The sequence below is a fragment of the Gilvimarinus japonicus genome (assembly GCF_042847215.1).
In the GTDB taxonomy this organism is placed as follows: Bacteria; Pseudomonadota; Gammaproteobacteria; order Pseudomonadales; family Cellvibrionaceae; genus Gilvimarinus; species Gilvimarinus japonicus.
The window spans coordinates 3905497-3921314 of sequence record NZ_AP031500.1 but is presented as its reverse complement, the minus strand read 5'-3'; the positions used below and the strand labels follow the sequence as shown (position 1 = coordinate 3921314).

General features: G+C 52.2%; 13 protein-coding genes. 8 read left to right on the top strand and 5 right to left on the bottom strand.

Annotated elements, in window-relative coordinates; genetic code table 11:
• Positions 1-156: 156 nt before the first annotated feature.
• Positions 157-1284, bottom strand: coding sequence for a PKD domain-containing protein (locus tag ACGHAD_RS16655; RefSeq protein ID WP_382414627.1), 1128 nt, complete (start codon positions 1282-1284; stop codon positions 157-159).
• A 455-nt stretch (positions 1285-1739) separates the two neighbouring features.
• Between ACGHAD_RS16655 and ACGHAD_RS16650 the strand changes: the two genes are divergently transcribed.
• On the top strand, positions 1740-3014 hold the full coding sequence (locus ACGHAD_RS16650; protein ID WP_382414901.1) for a glycosyl hydrolase: 1275 nt from the start codon (positions 1740-1742) through the stop codon (positions 3012-3014).
• Positions 3015-3147: 133 nt separating this feature from the next.
• On the opposite strand, the gene ACGHAD_RS16645 is transcribed toward ACGHAD_RS16650, so the two are convergent.
• The 4 genes from ACGHAD_RS16645 to tkt all read right to left on the bottom strand — a co-directional run bounded on the left by ACGHAD_RS16645 (position 3148) and on the right by tkt (position 7859).
• Complete coding sequence (locus ACGHAD_RS16645) at positions 3148-3360, bottom strand: cold-shock protein (RefSeq protein WP_339616668.1); 213 nt, start codon at positions 3358-3360, stop codon at positions 3148-3150.
• A gap of 223 nt (positions 3361-3583) precedes the next feature.
• Positions 3584-4453 carry a rhombotarget lipoprotein gene (gene rhlP / locus ACGHAD_RS16640; RefSeq protein WP_382414629.1) on the bottom strand — a complete coding sequence of 290 codons (870 nt, stop codon included), beginning with the start codon at positions 4451-4453 and terminating at the stop codon, positions 3584-3586.
• A gap of 111 nt (positions 4454-4564) precedes the next feature.
• Positions 4565-5740: a phosphoglycerate kinase gene (locus tag ACGHAD_RS16635; protein WP_382414631.1), complete on the bottom strand. Its 1176-nt coding sequence runs from the start codon at positions 5738-5740 to the stop codon at positions 4565-4567.
• Between the two features lie 118 nt (positions 5741-5858).
• On the bottom strand, positions 5859-7859 hold the full coding sequence (tkt, locus tag ACGHAD_RS16630) for a transketolase (protein ID WP_382414633.1): 2001 nt from the start codon (positions 7857-7859) through the stop codon (positions 5859-5861).
• Positions 7860-8132: 273 nt separating this feature from the next.
• Between tkt and ACGHAD_RS16625 the strand changes: the two genes are divergently transcribed.
• The 7 genes from ACGHAD_RS16625 to ppk1 all read left to right on the top strand — a co-directional run bounded on the left by ACGHAD_RS16625 (position 8133) and on the right by ppk1 (position 15683).
• Positions 8133-9140 (top strand): ArsR/SmtB family transcription factor, encoded by a 1008-nt coding sequence (locus ACGHAD_RS16625; RefSeq protein WP_382414635.1) that lies wholly within the window; start codon positions 8133-8135, stop codon positions 9138-9140.
• A 30-nt stretch (positions 9141-9170) separates the two neighbouring features.
• The gene (gene metK, locus ACGHAD_RS16620; protein WP_382414637.1) at positions 9171-10325 is read left to right on the top strand and encodes a methionine adenosyltransferase; all 1155 of its coding nucleotides are present in this window, start codon (positions 9171-9173) and stop codon (positions 10323-10325) included.
• A gap of 36 nt (positions 10326-10361) precedes the next feature.
• Entirely contained in the window at positions 10362-10730 is a 369-nt protein-coding gene (locus ACGHAD_RS16615; protein ID WP_382414639.1) for a four helix bundle protein, read from the top strand.
• Between the two features lie 61 nt (positions 10731-10791).
• Positions 10792-12192 (top strand): adenosylhomocysteinase, encoded by a 1401-nt coding sequence (gene ahcY / locus ACGHAD_RS16610; protein ID WP_382414641.1) that lies wholly within the window; start codon positions 10792-10794, stop codon positions 12190-12192.
• Between the two features lie 61 nt (positions 12193-12253).
• Entirely contained in the window at positions 12254-13096 is an 843-nt protein-coding gene (gene metF / locus ACGHAD_RS16605) for a methylenetetrahydrofolate reductase [NAD(P)H] (RefSeq protein WP_382414643.1), read from the top strand.
• 88 nt (positions 13097-13184) lie between these two features.
• Positions 13185-13496 carry a DUF4156 domain-containing protein gene (locus tag ACGHAD_RS16600; protein WP_339616677.1) on the top strand — a complete coding sequence of 104 codons (312 nt, stop codon included), beginning with the start codon at positions 13185-13187 and terminating at the stop codon, positions 13494-13496.
• Positions 13497-13601: 105 nt separating this feature from the next.
• Positions 13602-15683, top strand: a complete 2082-nt coding sequence (gene ppk1, locus ACGHAD_RS16595) for a polyphosphate kinase 1 (protein WP_382414646.1) — start codon at positions 13602-13604, stop codon at positions 15681-15683.
• Positions 15684-15818: the final 135 nt, after the last annotated feature.

Below are 15818 nucleotides of genomic sequence, written 5' to 3'. Positions count from 1 at the left end.
CCACAGCTGTACTAAGTTGGTGCATTCGCCGTATTTATTGCGGCGATAAGGACAAAGATCCCGGATATGGGGGCTTAAACTTTAGGGTTGCGGCGTGTGTTGCTGTGGCTCGGCGTCACCAAGCCACAGCAAAAAGATTATGGCGTAGGATAACGATTAATCAATGTGAACGTTAAACGACTGAACTTCACGATGGGGAATTCCATAAACGCTTAACGATACTTGGTAGTCGCCCGGCTCGTTGTAGTTGTGTTGCGTCACCACATCGGTGCTTTGGTGGCCATCGCCAAAGTCCCACACCAAATGCGCCCCCACGCTATTACGCGCATCCACAGCTAGGGTTTGATCGGCTATCGTGTAGTCATAAGCAAGCTCAATGGAAGCATGGTAATAGCTGTCACAGCGCGTTGAGATGTAAGCGGCGGTGGTATCGCCCAGCTCGCCGTCAAACACGGTGAGCACTTGGGTGCGATAACCGTTACTCTGGGTATGGCTAGAGGTCTTGGTTAAGGGATCGCCGTCAGGGTCGTAGGATAAACCACTGGCAATTGAGACGTTGCCAGAAGAAACATCGTAAAACAGCTTGGCGACCGGTGGGCTGTTGTCGTTACCGCTATTCATCACCGTGATGGTTTGTGTTTGACTGCTTTGTTGTTCGCCATCGCTAGCGGTTAAGGTTATGTCGTATTGACCGGCTGCCGCGTAGGTATGCCATGCGGTGGCGCTGGGGATGCTTGCGCCATCGCCAAAATCTATGTTGTAAGCCAAGTTGGCATCGGTGCCGATGGCGCTCGCCTTAATCGTCGTGCCGTGGCTTTGTACGTTAAGCTCCGCCTGTGGCAAGGGTGATACCGAGCAAAGCGGCGCGATATATTCGCCAGGGTGACTGCCCAAAATACCGAAGCTGGTGCTTTGTCCTGGCTGTAGCTGGCCGTTCCAGTGAGCGTTGCTGGCGGTGGCAGTGCCATTGCCGGGAGCGACTTCCGCGTTCCAGTAATGATTGATTGTGTGCCCTTGTGCCATCTGTAAGTACACCTGCCAAGCTTCGAGCGGGCTGGGGCTTATATTCGTGACCTCTACCGTAGCGTTGTAGCCTTGCTCCCACGGCTGGCTGCTATTGACGGTGCACTGTAACGCTGGTGTTGTAGTGCCATTGCTAGCGGCACTGGATGAAGAGCAGGCAGAGCTGCTACTGGCGCTGGATTGTGACCAGCAAGGCGCCGAGATACACAATATTAAAACCAGCATCTTGGGCAGTGGGTACACAGATTGAAGAGAAAACATAACGCATCCTTTTGTTAGTCAGTGACGTCTAACGATTACTAGCAGCTGGTGCGCGGCTATGCAAAAAACAATAGTGGCAGCGTTAAATTCAGTGGGCTGGTTCACACCGTGTGAGCTTGGTGGCGGTGTTTTTGGTAGCGGCGGGGCGTTTGAGTTTTTATTGTAATCGGTTACAATCTTGACCGCTTAATTCCCAATAATAATGAATGCAAATCACAGTGCTTAGTGGTTCGCCTTGGATTTGCTCAAGAGATTACACGCCCATGATATTTCGTCGTCTGATATTAATAGTCTTTTCGGCCAGCAGTCTTGTTGCCTGTGGTAGCGGGGGTGGCACGAGCGGTGGAGTAGCTGTCAGCTCAGGCAAAAGCCTCGCTGCGTCAAGCGGCTCTAGTGAGAGCTTCTCTAGTCGTTCGCATAGCAGCTCGAACGCATCGTCTTCCAGTTCGGTTCTGGTGCCAGGTTTGACCCCCAATGCCGCCAGCAATGGCTCGCCCTACTGCCGTTACGATAGCGCTGCAAGCGGTTGGGGATGGGAAAACGGTGCCAGCTGCGTGGTGTACCAGTCAGCTATCGACCCAGGTGCTGGTAGCTTTGATCACTGTAAAGTGGGCAAAGAAGAAATTGCCTACTGCGCCGATGGCGCCGAGCAGTGGGGCTTTGCTAATGGTCGCTATTGTATCGCGCGAGATTTTTGCCCCGGTAATGCCCACAAAACACAAGCAGAACAGTCGCAGGCGTTAGTCACTGCCACGGCGAGTGAAGCGTCTCAAGCCGTATTCGCCTATTTAAACCGTATCTGGGGGCGCAAAATGCTTTCGGGTCAGATGGACTTAACCTGGGATGACAGCATTGATATGCGGCAACGGGTTATTGATGTCACCGGTAAGGCGCCCGCTATTATGGGTTATGACTTCATGAACTATGGCGCCTACGGCAGTATTTCGGGCCTAACGCAAACCGAGGAGGCCATCGCCCAGTGGGATGCTGGCGGCTTAGTCACGTTTGCATGGCACTGGCGAGACCCATCTGGCGAGACCGCCAATTTTTATGTGGGTCAGAGTGAGGCCAGTAAAAATACGAACTTTACCATTCCGGTTAAAGACGCCGAGCTGGACCGACAAAGTGAGGCGTTTATTGCCATAGAACATGATGTGGACTTAATTGCCAGCGAGTTGCAAAAACTCGCACAAGCCAATGTGCCGGTGCTCTGGCGGCCGCTGCACGAGGCGGCCGGTGGCTGGTTTTGGTGGGGACGAGAGCGTACCGACGGCGTCCCGGCGGGCTATGCGCAAACGTTATTGTGGCGGTATATGTATGATCGTTTAACCAATTACCATGGTCTAAACAATTTAATTTGGGTGTGGAACGGGCAAAACGCTATCTGGTACCCCGGTGATGATGTGGTGGATATTGTCAGCACTGATATTTACGACGGTGAGCGCAATACAGAGTCGCAGATTGATTATTATCAGTTGACCGCCGCTTACCCCCACCAGGAAAAAATGGTTGCCCTGAGCGAGAACAGCAATATCCCCGACCCGGATTTAATGCAGGCAGACGGCGCGTGGTGGCTGTGGTTTATGGTGTGGAATGATGGTGCGGTGAACACCACAGAGGACCACTCCAGCAATTTTTGGACGGGTGAATACTACAACACGGATGCTCACAAAAAGCATGTGTACAACCATGAGTTGGTGATTACTCAGGACGAGCTTCCGAGCTTTTAATCTTGTTAATAACAGGCAATAAAAAAGGGCAAGCCTTATGGGGCTTGCCCTTTTTTTAAGCGCCAGTGATTATATCAATGAGCGCTTAAGTCAGACACTTTGCAGCGTCTGCTCGCTTACAGAACGTAGCTACTTATACAGCAACAATGTTCTCAGCTTGTGGGCCTTTTTGGCCTTGAGTTACGGTGAACTCAACTTGCTGACCTTCGGTCAGGGTTTTAAAACCTGAACCTGAAATCGCGCTAAAGTGAGCAAATACATCTGGGCCGCCCGAGCTTTGCTCGATAAAACCAAAACCTTTTGCTTCGTTGAACCACTTAACGGTTCCTTGAGTAGTATTAGACATAACAACATCCTGAAATTTAGATATAAAAGTGCCCATAAGAGGCTTGAATAGCATAAAAGGTAGACTGATATTTAAAACTGCAGGACGAGGTGTTACGAATAAAACGTCGAAATGTAGAACTAAACGCAAGGTCGATCTCTAGCTGATGAGCACTGTATAGCGATTATCTCGGGTTGTCTATGTTTATTTTCCGCTGTTTACGCCTTTGCAGCCGCGCAACCACCTAACGCGGTCGGTAATGATTACGCTGGGCGGCAAATAAGCGCTTATCCTCGATGGTCTTGAGGACCGCCAAACTAAGCATCATCAATAGGGCTGACCAATGAATTGCGCCGCCACCGCCATTTTTGTTGCGGTGAGAGATCTTGACGCTATCGTTTTGTTTGACCCTCTTTTTGAACTGCTCAAGCTCACTGGCTAAATTGATCGACATATCGTTCATGGCCAGCTTAAAACCTTCTTCCCGTGTTTCTCGGTTCACCTCGTGCATTTCAACCAGTGTAGAATTGTTTTGTGTTTCGCTGATGCCGGGAGCCCGGAAAAGCATTTTGCGTGAGTTAACGTCAAACACGGCGGTATCGACAAAGGTGGTTGCCTGGTTTTTACTGCCTTTAACCACATAAGAGCCGACGATGGTCCAATACAGGAGTGAGCTTTTTCTGCCTGATGAGATGGCGACTTGATCGTAGGAGACGAGCGCAATAACGTCTAAGTTATAAAGGCGCGCAATTTGATCTATGCCGGCAAAGCCTTTTGAGCTGCGCATGTATGTATCTGGAATGACGACAATATCGCGAACGTAGCTTAAGTCCGAAAACTTTTGTTTTACTTGAGTTAAAAGCTGAGTCTTTTTGGCCTCTGGCAACATATTGGCCGCGCCATGTCGGCTGGGGACAAAGGCAAGCCCCACGGTGAGTGGCAGCTTTAAGTGCGGTGTGGCGTCTTTTTGTACCGAGGGTCTTTCTCCGTCGGGGTATAAATAATCGACTAAGCTGCTTGAAACACCGGTACGAGATTCATCATTGAAAAAGCTGCAAGAGCAGGCAAGTAAGCTAAGAGAAAAAACAATAAAAATTTTGAGCAGGTGAATCATTATATATCCTTATACAACATCGTCCATTTTTAATAGAGTTACCGTTTACGCATCCATGCGTTAGGAAAATCCGTTTATATTACATCCGCAGTGTAACCTGACGGCGCTGTATTAACCTTTAGCACGCTCTTCTAAAATTTCAACTGCCGGCAGTTTTTTGCCTTCGACGAATTCTAAGAAAGCGCCGCCGCCCGTAGAGACGTAGCTGATTTTGTCGGCTAGGTTCCACTTGTCGATCGCGGCCAGAGTGTCACCGCCACCGGCGACCGAGAAGGCTTCGCTCTCGGCAATGGCGCGTGAGATCACTTCGGTGCCTTTGGCAAAGGCGTCGTATTCAAATACGCCGCAGGGGCCGTTCCATAAAACGGTTTTGGCGTTTTTGATAATCTCGGCAACCCGTGCCGCTGTCTCCGGACCGTAATCGATGATCTCTTCGTCGGCCTGGATTTCGCTGGCGTCTTTGACTTCGGTTTTGCTGTCGTGGCTCCAGTCGCTAAAGCCGTCTTTGGTGGTGCGCACGTCGGTGGCAAAAATCACGTCGGTGGTTTCGCGCAGGCGCTTGGCTTCGGGGATCAAGTCTTCCTCGTACAAAGAGTTGCCCACTTCGTTGCCGGCCGAGGCAACAAACGTGTTAGAGATGCCGCCGCCAACTACGAGGGTGTCGGCAATTTTAGACAGCGCATCCAGCACGCTTAATTTGCTTGATACTTTAGAGCCGCCGACGATGGCGACCAGCGGGCGAGCTGGGTTATCCAGCGCTTTGCCCAAAGCGTCCAGCTCGCTGGCGAGCAACGGGCCGGCGCAGGCGATGGGTGCGTATTTGGCAACGCCGTGGGTTGATGCCTGAGCGCGGTGGGCGGTGCCAAAAGCGTCCATGACAAACACGTCACATAGCGCGGCCATTTTTTTCGCCAGAGATTCATCGTTGGCTTTCTCGCCGGCGTTAAAGCGGACGTTTTCCAGCAGGACAACGTCGGCACTGCCCATGTCGACGCCATCGACCCAATCTTTAATCAGGGGTACGTCGCGGCCTAACTGCTTGCCAAGCTCGGCGGCTACTGGTGCCAGTGAGGCAGACTCGTCATAGCTGCCTTCTTCCGGGCGGCCCAGGTGCGACATCAGCATCACTTTCGCGCCGGCATCCAGTGCCGCTTTGATGGTGGGAATCGAGGCTAAAATACGCACCGTGCTGGTGATGTTGCCGTCTTCCAGGGGGACGTTAAGGTCTTGACGAATCAGGACGCGCTTGCCAGCCAGATCCTGATCGCTCATCAATTTTACGTTCATGTGTAGCTCCAAATAGTGATGCGCTTACGCGACTAAAATTAAATAGCACAGAGTGTCAGTAGAACAATAGGGGGGAAAGTGCCACACCGCCAGAGTGCGGTGTGGCGAGCCGTAAGGCTTAGTCGAGCAGTTCTTCTGCGGTGGCAACAATGTTGTCAACGGTAAAGCCAAAGTACTCCAGAAGATCTGGGCCCTTAGCGGATTCACCGAAGCTGTTCATGCCCACAACGCGGCCGTCGATGCCCACGTACTTCCACCAGAAGTCGACGTGTGCGGTTTCTACCGCTACTCGCGCTGAGACTTCTAACGGTAGTACCGACTGACGGTACTCGGCGTCTTGCTGATCAAACAGGCTGGTGCTTGGCATAGACACCACACGTACTTTTTTGCCGCTGGCGCTCAGTTTATCGGCCGCTTCGACAGTAACCGGTACTTCTGAGCCGGTGGCAATCAGGATCACGTCGGGGGTGCCGGCGCAATCTTTAAGAATGTAGCCACCTTTGGCGATGTTGGCCACTTGATCGTCGGCGCGCTCGACGGTATCGATACCCTGACGGGAAAATACCAGTGCGCTTGGACGGTCGGTTTCTTCGATGGCCGACTTCCAGGCTACCGCGGTTTCGGTGGCGTCACAGGGGCGCCAGGTGTTTAGATTTGGCGTCATGCGCAGCGTGCCGAGTACTTCAATCGGCTGGTGCGTGGGGCCGTCTTCACCCTGACCAATAGAGTCGTGGGTGTAAACAAATACGTTGCGTAGCTTCATCAGTGCCGACATGCGCACCGCGTTGGCGGCGTACTGTTGGAACATTAAGAAGGTGGCACCGTAGTTGATAAAGCCGCCGTGGGCGCTCATGCCGTTCATGATGGTGCTCATGCCGAATTCGCGTACACCGTAATAGATGTAGTTGCCGTCGGCGTTAACGCCGCTAACGGGCTTGGAGCCTTCCCACATGGTGAGGTTAGAGCCGGCCAAATCCGCCGAGCCGCCGACCATCTCTGGCAGCAGTTTGTTGTAGGCGGCAATGGTGTTTTGCGACGCTTTACGCGAGGCCAGCTTTTGCGGGTTTTTGTGACACTCCTGGATAAAGGCATCGGCTTTTGCCGCAAAGTCGGCAGGCAGTTCACCTTTGATAACGCGGCGCTCGTACTCGGCGGCGTCTTCCGGGTAGGCAGCTTTATAGGCCTCGAACTTCTCGTTCCAGCTTTTCTCGGCGCTTGCGCCTTTTTCTTTGGCGTCCCAGCCGGCGTAAACATCGGCGGGGATTTCAAACGGACCCGGCTCCCAGTTGAGGAACTTGCGGGTCGCGGCCACTTCATCGTCACCCAGTGGGGCGCCGTGACAGTCGTGCGAGCCAGATTTGTTAGGCGAGCCAAAACCGATAGTGGTTTTGCAGCAAATCAGGGTGGGCTTTTGATCTTCGGCTTGTGCCGCTTCAATCGCCAGTTTAATGGCTTCGGGGTCGTGACCGTCTACGTGAGAGATAACGTGCCAGCCGTAAGACTCAAAGCGCTTAGGGGTGTCGTCGGTAAACCAGCCTTCTACGTGACCGTCGATCGAGATACCGTTGTCGTCCCAAAAGGCCACCAGCTTGCCTAGGCCCAGAGTGCCGGCCAGCGAGCAAGTCTCGTGTGATACGCCTTCCATCATGCAGCCATCGCCCATAAAGCAATAGGTGTAGTGGTCGACGATGTCGTGGCCATCGCGGTTAAATTGTGCGCCCAGCATACGCTCGGCCAGCGCCATACCTACGGCGGTACTGATACCCTGGCCCAGCGGGCCGGTGGTGATTTCAACACCGGGGGTGTAGCCCAGCTCTGGGTGGCCCGGGGTTTTTGAATGCAATTGGCGGAAGTTTTTCAGTTCTTCCAGCGGCAAGTCGTAGCCAGACAAATGCAGCAGTGAGTAAACCAGCATCGAGCCGTGACCGTTAGACAGCACGAAGCGGTCGCGGTCGTTCCAGTTAGGGTTGGCTGGATTGTGCTGTAAAAAGTCGTTCCACAGGACTTCGGCGATATCGGCCATGCCCATCGGGGCACCTGGGTGGCCACTTTGGGCTTTTTGGACGGCATCCATACTTAATACACGGATGGCGTTTGCGAGTTCATAGCGAGACGGCATAGGGGTCAAGGCTCCTTAAAAGTAGCTGTTGTGAGTTCAGAAATGACCTCTAGCGGGCCTAAATCAGTTTTGCGCAACCTTGTCTAATCTGGGCTAACGGGCGGGTTGTTGGTCTCGTACCCCGTCCGGAGGCGCCACAAATGGTGCGGTATTCTCTCGCAACCGGCGCCATCAGTAAAGGCGCCGGTGTCTCAGGTGGCATTTTTAGAGCAATCTCGACAACCTATATCAAAATATTTTGATATAGGTTGGGTTCGCTGCTATTATGCCGCCATGACAAATTCCCGTGCGTTAGCGGCCGAGGCCGACATTCCCAGTCCTGAGCTAGACTCAGAGGCGCTGGTTGCCCAGCTAAAGGCGGCGGCCGATCCGTTGCGGGTAGAAATCTTGGCCGTGCTGGCGCAAAACTCCTATGGGGTGTCTGAGCTGGCTCGCATTTTTGCGGTGGGCCAGTCGGGCATGAGCCATCATTTAAAGCTGTTAACGAGCGCAGGCCTCACGACCACCCGCCGTGAAGGCAACTCGATTTTTTACCGCCGCGCCATGCTCGCGCCCGAGCAGCCTTTGGCGGGTTTGCAGCAGGCGCTGTTTGCCAGCGTCGATCAGCTTGAGCTGCGCGCCGAGGTTTGCACCCAGTGTGAGGCGATTACCTTAGAGCGTGCCACAGCTTCGCAGCAGTTTTTTGCCGCCAATGCCGATAAGTTTCGCGCCCAGCAAGATTTGATTGCGAGTTTTCCAGTGTACGGCGAACAAGTGTCACAATTGTTAAACAACACGCCTCTTAGCAGTCGTCACTTGGCGCTAGAGGTGGGGCCGGGTCAGGGCGAGTTTTTACCCGTGTTGGCGCGTCGTTTTAGTCAGGTAATCGCACTGGATAACGCCGATGAGATGCTGGCGCACTCGCGCGCTGCAGCGGAAACCGCCGGCTTAGGCAATGTCGAGTTTATCTTGGGGAGTACCGATAATCTCGCCGACCATAAAGTACTGGCCGACTGTATCGTGATGAATATGGTGCTGCACCACACTCCGTCGCCGGCAGATATTTTTAAAGATTTAAGCCGCGCGCTGGCGCCCAATGGTGCGTTAATTGTGACTGATTTGTGTCGCCATGAGCAGGATTGGGCGCGCGCCAATTGCGGCGATTTGTGGCAAGGCTTTGAGCCGGCTGATTTTACCGGCTGGGCGCAAGAGGCTGGCCTGCGTGAAGGCCAGAGTTTATACATTGCGTTGCGCAACGGGTTTCAGGTGCAGCTGCGACAGTTTTTTAAACCTTCTATTTAATCTACTTTATTGCTTAGCAGGAGCTACGCTATGGCCGAATATGCATTATTTACTTCCGAGTCAGTGTCGGAAGGCCACCCCGATAAGCTGGCGGATCAAATATCCGATGCGGTACTGGATGCAATTTTAAAAGACGACCCGGAATCCCGCGTAGCGGTAGAGACGCTGGTAAAAACCGGTATGGCGGTTGTGGCAGGTGAGGTGCGCACCTCGACTTACGTCGACTTGGAAGACCTGATCCGTCAGGTGATTTTAGATATTGGTTACGACAGCTCCGACGTTGGTTTTGACGGCGCCTCTTGTGCCGTGCTTAACGCCATTGGCAAGCAATCGGCTGATATTGCTGTGGGCGTTGATGAAGCCACCGATAAAGATCAGGGCGCGGGCGACCAAGGGTTAATGTTTGGTTATGCCTCGGACGAAACCGATGTGCTTATGCCGGCGCCGATTTACTTCGCCCATCGCTTGGTAGAAAAGCAAGCCGAGCTGCGTAAAAACGGAAAGCTCGGTTGGTTGCGCCCCGACGCCAAAAGCCAGGTGACGTTACGTTATGAAAACGGCAAGCCGGTAGCGGTTGATGCCGTGGTGTTATCCACTCAGCACGACCCGAGCGTTAATCTGGCTGATTTACAAGAAGCGGTGCGTGAAGAAATTATCAAGCCAGTGCTGCCCGGCGAGTGGCTGCACGACGAAACCCTGTACCACATTAACCCCACCGGCCAGTTTATTATCGGTGGCCCGGTAGGCGATTGTGGTTTGACTGGTCGCAAAATTATCGTCGATACCTACGGCGGTATGGCCCGTCACGGCGGCGGCGCTTTCTCGGGTAAAGACCCTTCTAAAGTCGATCGCTCGGCGGCCTATGCCGGTCGCTATGTGGCCAAAAACATTGTTGCGGCCGGCTTGGCTCGCCGCTGCGAGATTCAGGTCTCTTACGCCATTGGCGTGGCCGAGCCGACGTCTATTTCCATCAATACTTTTGGTACTGGTAAGTTACCCGATGGGGAAATTGCCGCATTAGTACGCGAACATTTTGATCTGCGTCCGCGCGGCTTGATAGAAATGCTCGACCTCAAGCGTCCCATCTATCGCCAGACGGCCGCTTACGGTCACTTTGGCCGCGAGCTTCCCGACTTTACCTGGGAGAAAACCGATAAGGCTGAACTGTTGAAGAAGTACCTTTAAGAGAGGGGAACGGACAACGGCCAAGGGAGAACGGAAATGCAGGGACGCAGTGTTAAAAGGCGGCACACGCAGCTGACTGTTTGGCGAGACTCCATTGCGTTAGTCAAGAGAGTTTATGAGTTGACAGGAGATTTGCCCAAACAAGAGTTGTTTGGGCTAATAAGCCAAATGCGTCGCGCTGCTGTTAGCGTGGCTAGTAATATCGCGGAGGGCTCAGCTCGCGACGGCGATAAAGAATTTTTACGCTTTCTTTATATTGCCAGAGGCTCGTTGGCCGAATTAGAAACACAAAACATTATTTGTGAGCAACTGACGTTTATACAGGCCGGCACGCTGAGCGAAGACATGGAGCGTGTCTATGCCAAACTATCGGCATTGATAAACGCTAGAAAAGCTAGGCTTTAAAACAAACTTCTGGAGTTCGGGTTCGTTCCCCGTTCTCCATAACCCGTACACCGGAGGAACAATGACTATTACAACCAATTTTACCGACTACAAAGTCGCTGCCGGCTCTGCCGAAGAGTTTCAAAAATTGGCTCAGTGGGGCCGTATGGAAATCGACATCGCCGAAGGCGAAATGCCTGCGCTGATGGCGCTGCGCACTCAGTACGCGGCGCAGCAGCCGTTGGCGGGCGCCAAGATCATGGGTTGTATTCACATGACCATTCAGACCGCGGTGTTGATTGAGACGCTGGTGGCGCTGGGTGCCGAGGTGCGCTGGTCGAGCTGTAATATCTTTTCAACCCAAGATCACGCCGCTGCGGCCATTGCTGCCGCTGGTATTCCGGTGTTTGCCTGGAAGGGCGAAACTGAAGAAGAGTTTTGGTGGTGCATCGAACAAACCGTGGTTAAAGACGGTGAGGTATGGGATGCCAACATTATTTTGGATGATGGCGGTGACTTAACTCAGTTGGTTCACGAGAAGTTCCCCGATCTTCTGGACAATATTCACGGCATCTCAGAAGAAACCACTACCGGTGTTCATCGTCTACAGGATATGTTGAATAAAGGCACGCTTAAAGTGCCGGCCATTAATGTTAACGATGCGGTAACTAAAAGCAAAAATGACAACAAATACGGTTGTCGGCACAGCTTGAACGATGCCATTAAGCGCGGTACCGATCACTTGTTGTCCGGTAAAAAAGCCCTGGTTATCGGCTATGGCGATGTGGGTAAAGGCTCGGCGGCCTCGCTGCGTCAAGAAGGTATGATTGTAAAAGTCACCGAGATCGATCCTATCTGTGCCATGCAAGCCTGTATGGACGGCTACGAGGTGGTATCCCCCTACAAAAACGGTGTTAACACCGGCAATGCCGCCGATATCGATGTAGAAGTGTTGGGCAAAACTGATTTGTTGGTCACCACCACGGGCAACTCGAATGTGTGTGATGCCGCGATGCTGCAAACCCTTAAGAATGCAGCGGTGGTATGTAATATTGGTCACTTTGATAACGAAATTGACACCGCTTACATGCGTGAAAACTGGGAGTGGGAAGAAGTAAAGCCCCAGGTGCACAAAATCTACCGCGATCGCAAAGCGGGCGATCATTTACTGCTTTTGTCTGAAGGGCGTCTGGTTAACCTTGGCAATGCCACTGGCCACCCGTCGCGTATTATGGACGGCTCGTTTGCCAATCAAGTGCTGGCGCAAATTTATTTGTACGATCACAAATTTGCCGATTTATCGGCGGCTGATAAGCCTGCAGGCGTTTACGTTAAAGTACTGCCTAAACAGCTCGACGAAGAAGTCGCGCGCCACATGGTCGAAGGCTTTGGCGGTGTGATTACCCAGCTGCGTCCCGAACAAGCCGAGTACATTGGCGTGCCCGTTAACGGCCCTTACAAACCAGAAAGTTATAAATATTAATTGGTGAGGTACGTCAGACGTCTGGTGTCGGACGTCTGACACGGAACCATAGGAAACGATTATGAGTGAAGATTCTTTACGCCTCAGCTTTGAGTTTTTTCCGCCCAAAACCGACGAGGGTCGGATTAAACTCGCGGCGGTACGGGATAAGCTGGCTGAGTTTGAGCCCGACTTTTTCTCGGTGACCTACGGGGCTGGTGGCTCGACCCGCGATAACACCAAAAATCTGGTAAAGCAGTTTAACGCTTTGAATGCGCCGGTAGCACCGCACTTGTCGTTTGGCGGTGACGATGAGCAAACCATCAAGGCGTTGCTGGGTGAGTATCGCGATGCCGGCGTCGAGCGCATTGTTGCCCTGCGCGGCGACATGCCATCGGGCGTGGGTGGCTCGTACCAGCTGGTTTACGCGAACGAGTTGGTGGCGTTTATCCGCGAGCACTTTGGCGACGCTTTCGAGTTAGAGGTGGCGGCTTACCCCGAGATACACCCGCAGGCTAAAAGCTACGAAGATGACGTGCGCTATTTAAAGGGAAAATTTGACGCTGGTGCCGATAATGCTATTACCCAGTACTTTTTTAACCCCGATGCGTATTTCTACTTTTTAGACCAATGTGCCAAAGTGGGCATTGATAAGCCGATATATCCTGGCATTATGCCTATTATTAACTTTCGTAACTTAATGCGTTTTTCTGACTCGTGTGGCGCTGATATTCCACGTTGGTTGCGTAAGCGGTTAGAGAGTTATGAGCACGACCCCGAGGCGTTGCGCGACTTTGGTGAAGAGCTAATTACCGAGCTGTGCGAAACCTTACTCGAGGGCGGCGCACCTGGTTTGCACTTTTACACCATGAACCAGGCCGAGCCTATTGCTCGGATTGTGAACAACCTCGGCCTGAGCGAGTAATCGCGCTGAGGCCGATGAAGGTGCCTGAACGGTGATGTGCGGTTTATGGCGTGTACTGTTGATCGCGAATAGTAAATAGGAGCTAAATATGCGAGTTCCCTTGTTGCTGGCCTCTATGCTCGTGCTGGCAAGTTGTAGCTGGGTTGATTTAGAAGATGCCGCGCGCCAAGTCGCGCTGGTTGGGCCGCAGGATATTACCGAGTGCCAGCAGCTGAGCCATGTGACCGCCAAGGTGATGGATGGCATGGGCCCGTTCTCCCGCAATAAGGCCAAGATGGGCGAAGAGCTGGCGACTATTGCCCGTAATGAGGCCGCGCGTCTTGGCGGCGATACGGTGGTGCCCTCCTCCAGCATTGTCGATGGCCGACAGCATTTTACGGTTTATCGCTGCAACCAATAACCCAGGGTGATGGGCCCTCTCAAGCAGGATAGTTGGCGCTTGTCTGACTTATTTCTGTCATAATTTGGTCATATTCTGGGGCGATGTATTTTCGGCGCCCAGAGCATGGCTGGGCCCCAACAGGAGGTTGTTGTGTCAGAGCACTTTTTCAATCGCGAGTTAAGCCTGCTGGAATTTAACCGGCGGGTTTTGTATCAATCTTACGATCGCTCCTTGCCGCTGTTAGAACGTTTGCGCTTTTTGTGTATTTTTTCCACCAACCTTGATGAATTTTTTGAGGTTAGAGTGGGTGGCTTGGTGCAGATGCTGGAAGTCGGCACCAGTGCGATACCGTCCGATGGTTTAGGGCACGCCGATAACCTGGCGGCTATTGCTCAGATATCCCATCAGTTAGTCTCCGAGCAATACAGCATCCTGAACAAAGAGATTATTCCGCTGTTGCGCGAGCGGCATGTTTATATCGTTCGTCGCGATGAGTGGACGGATACGCAAGTTGCGTATTTGCGTGATTACTTTGCAACCGAAGTCATGCCGCTGTTAAGCCCTATTGGCTTGGACCCCGCGCACCCCTTTCCGCGAATTTTGAATAAGTCACTTAACTTTATTGTTAAGCTTGATGGTAAAGATGCGTTTGGCCGCAATTCGGGGCGCGCTATTGTGCAGGTTCCGCGCTCCTTGCCGAACATGGTTGAGCTGCCCGATGGTGTTGCCAAGGCCGGTCGCGAGTTTGTCTTTATGTCGTCGATCATTCACCATTTTATGGGCGAAATTTTTGTCGGTATGGAGGTGATTGACTGCTTCCAGTTTCGTTTGACACGCAATTCGGATATTTTTCTTGATGAAGAAGAGACCGATGATTTACTTCGCGCGGTGCAGGGTGAGTTGGTTTATCGTCAATACGGCGACGAGGTAAGGCTAGAGATTACCGGTACCTGCCCGATGGACATTGAGGAGTTTTTGCTCGGCCGCTGTGAGATTAATAAACGTGATTTATACCGCGTGGATGGCCCGGTTAATTTAAATCGCCTGTCTGACTTGTTTGATTTGGTCGATGACTCGGACTTGTTTTTTAAGCCGTTTGTACAATCGATGCCCAAGCTGCCTAAGCGCGCCGATAATTATTTCCAAGCATTAAAAAAGAACGATCTATTGTTGCACCATCCGTTTGATTCCTTTCAGTCTGTTGTAGATTTTTTGCGTGAAGCAGCAATGGACCCGCACGTGCTGGCGATCAAGCAAACGCTCTATCGCACTGGATCAAACTCGCCAGTGGTCGATGCGCTGGTCGCGGCCGCTAAGGCGGGCAAAGAAGTGACGGCTATTGTCGAGTTGCGGGCGCGGTTTGATGAAGAGCAAAATGTCGCGCTGGCTGAGCGTTTACAGCGTTATGGTATTCACGTTATTTATGGTGTGGTGGGTTATAAAACCCACGCTAAAATGCTGTTGGTTGCTCGCCGCGAAGAAAAAAAGCTGCGCTACTATGTGCACTTGGGCACCGGGAACTATCATCCTAAGACGACCAAGCTTTACACGGACTATGGTTTAATGACGTCGGACGCTGATATCTGCGCCGATGTGTACCGAATTTTTATTCAGCTATCAAGCATGGGTAAAGCGTCAAAAATGAGCGAGCTGATGTATGCTCCTTTTACCCTGCATAAGGGGATGCTTAAATACATTCAGCAAGAAACCGAGAATGCCCGCAACGGTATTCCCGCACGTATTATCGCTAAAATGAACTCGCTGTACGAAGAGCAACTAGTGCTGGCGCTTTACGAGGCATCTAATGCTGGGGTGCAGGTAGATTTGATTGTGCGCGGCGTATGTCAATTGCGTCCAGGCGTTCCCGGCCAGTCCGAGAATATCCAGGTGCGTTCCGTGGTGGGCCGTTTTCTGGAACACAGTCGGGTATTTTATTTTGAAAACCACGGCAACCCCCATGTGTTTTGCTCCAGTGCCGACTGGATGATTCGCAACATGTTTCATCGGGTGGAAACATGCTTTCCCGTTAAAGCGAAAAAAATCCGCGATCAGATTGTCAGTGATATGAAGTTGTATCTTGCTGATAATACCCATGCTTGGTTGCTGCAAAGCGACGGCAGTTATGTGCATATACGGCCAGAAGACGGTCAAGAAGCCATTAATGCTCAAGATCAACTGCTAGAGCAGTGGGCGCTGAGCAATTAATGTTCGGCTCTTGGTGGCGCCGTTAAAGCTGCTTTTTTGAAAAGGCTTCAGAAACTATTGGGTTTAAAAACAGTGCCGAAGAGTTTTTAAAGCCTATCTAAGCTAGACGCTGTTGGCTAAAAACAAAAGCGATTG

What these genes read in the sequence shown, in the direction of transcription:
- rhlP (WP_382414629.1), bottom strand. Translation starts at nt 4,453, where the DNA reads ATGATTCACCTGCTCAAAATTTTTATTGTTTTTTCTCTTAGCTTACTT.
- metK (WP_382414637.1), top strand. Translation starts at nt 9,171, where the DNA reads ATGGCCGAATATGCATTATTTACTTCCGAGTCAGTGTCGGAAGGCCAC.
- metF (WP_382414643.1), top strand. Translation starts at nt 12,254, where the DNA reads ATGAGTGAAGATTCTTTACGCCTCAGCTTTGAGTTTTTTCCGCCCAAA.
- ACGHAD_RS16625 (WP_382414635.1), top strand. Translation starts at nt 8,133, where the DNA reads ATGACAAATTCCCGTGCGTTAGCGGCCGAGGCCGACATTCCCAGTCCT.
- ACGHAD_RS16645 (WP_339616668.1), bottom strand. Translation starts at nt 3,360, where the DNA reads ATGTCTAATACTACTCAAGGAACCGTTAAGTGGTTCAACGAAGCAAAA.
- ACGHAD_RS16655 (WP_382414627.1), bottom strand. Translation starts at nt 1,284, where the DNA reads ATGTTTTCTCTTCAATCTGTGTACCCACTGCCCAAGATGCTGGTTTTA.
- ACGHAD_RS16615 (WP_382414639.1), top strand. Translation starts at nt 10,362, where the DNA reads ATGCAGGGACGCAGTGTTAAAAGGCGGCACACGCAGCTGACTGTTTGG.
- ACGHAD_RS16600 (WP_339616677.1), top strand. Translation starts at nt 13,185, where the DNA reads ATGCGAGTTCCCTTGTTGCTGGCCTCTATGCTCGTGCTGGCAAGTTGT.
- tkt (WP_382414633.1), bottom strand. Translation starts at nt 7,859, where the DNA reads ATGCCGTCTCGCTATGAACTCGCAAACGCCATCCGTGTATTAAGTATG.
- ACGHAD_RS16635 (WP_382414631.1), bottom strand. Translation starts at nt 5,740, where the DNA reads ATGAACGTAAAATTGATGAGCGATCAGGATCTGGCTGGCAAGCGCGTC.
- ahcY (WP_382414641.1), top strand. Translation starts at nt 10,792, where the DNA reads ATGACTATTACAACCAATTTTACCGACTACAAAGTCGCTGCCGGCTCT.
- ppk1 (WP_382414646.1), top strand. Translation starts at nt 13,602, where the DNA reads ATGGCTGGGCCCCAACAGGAGGTTGTTGTGTCAGAGCACTTTTTCAAT.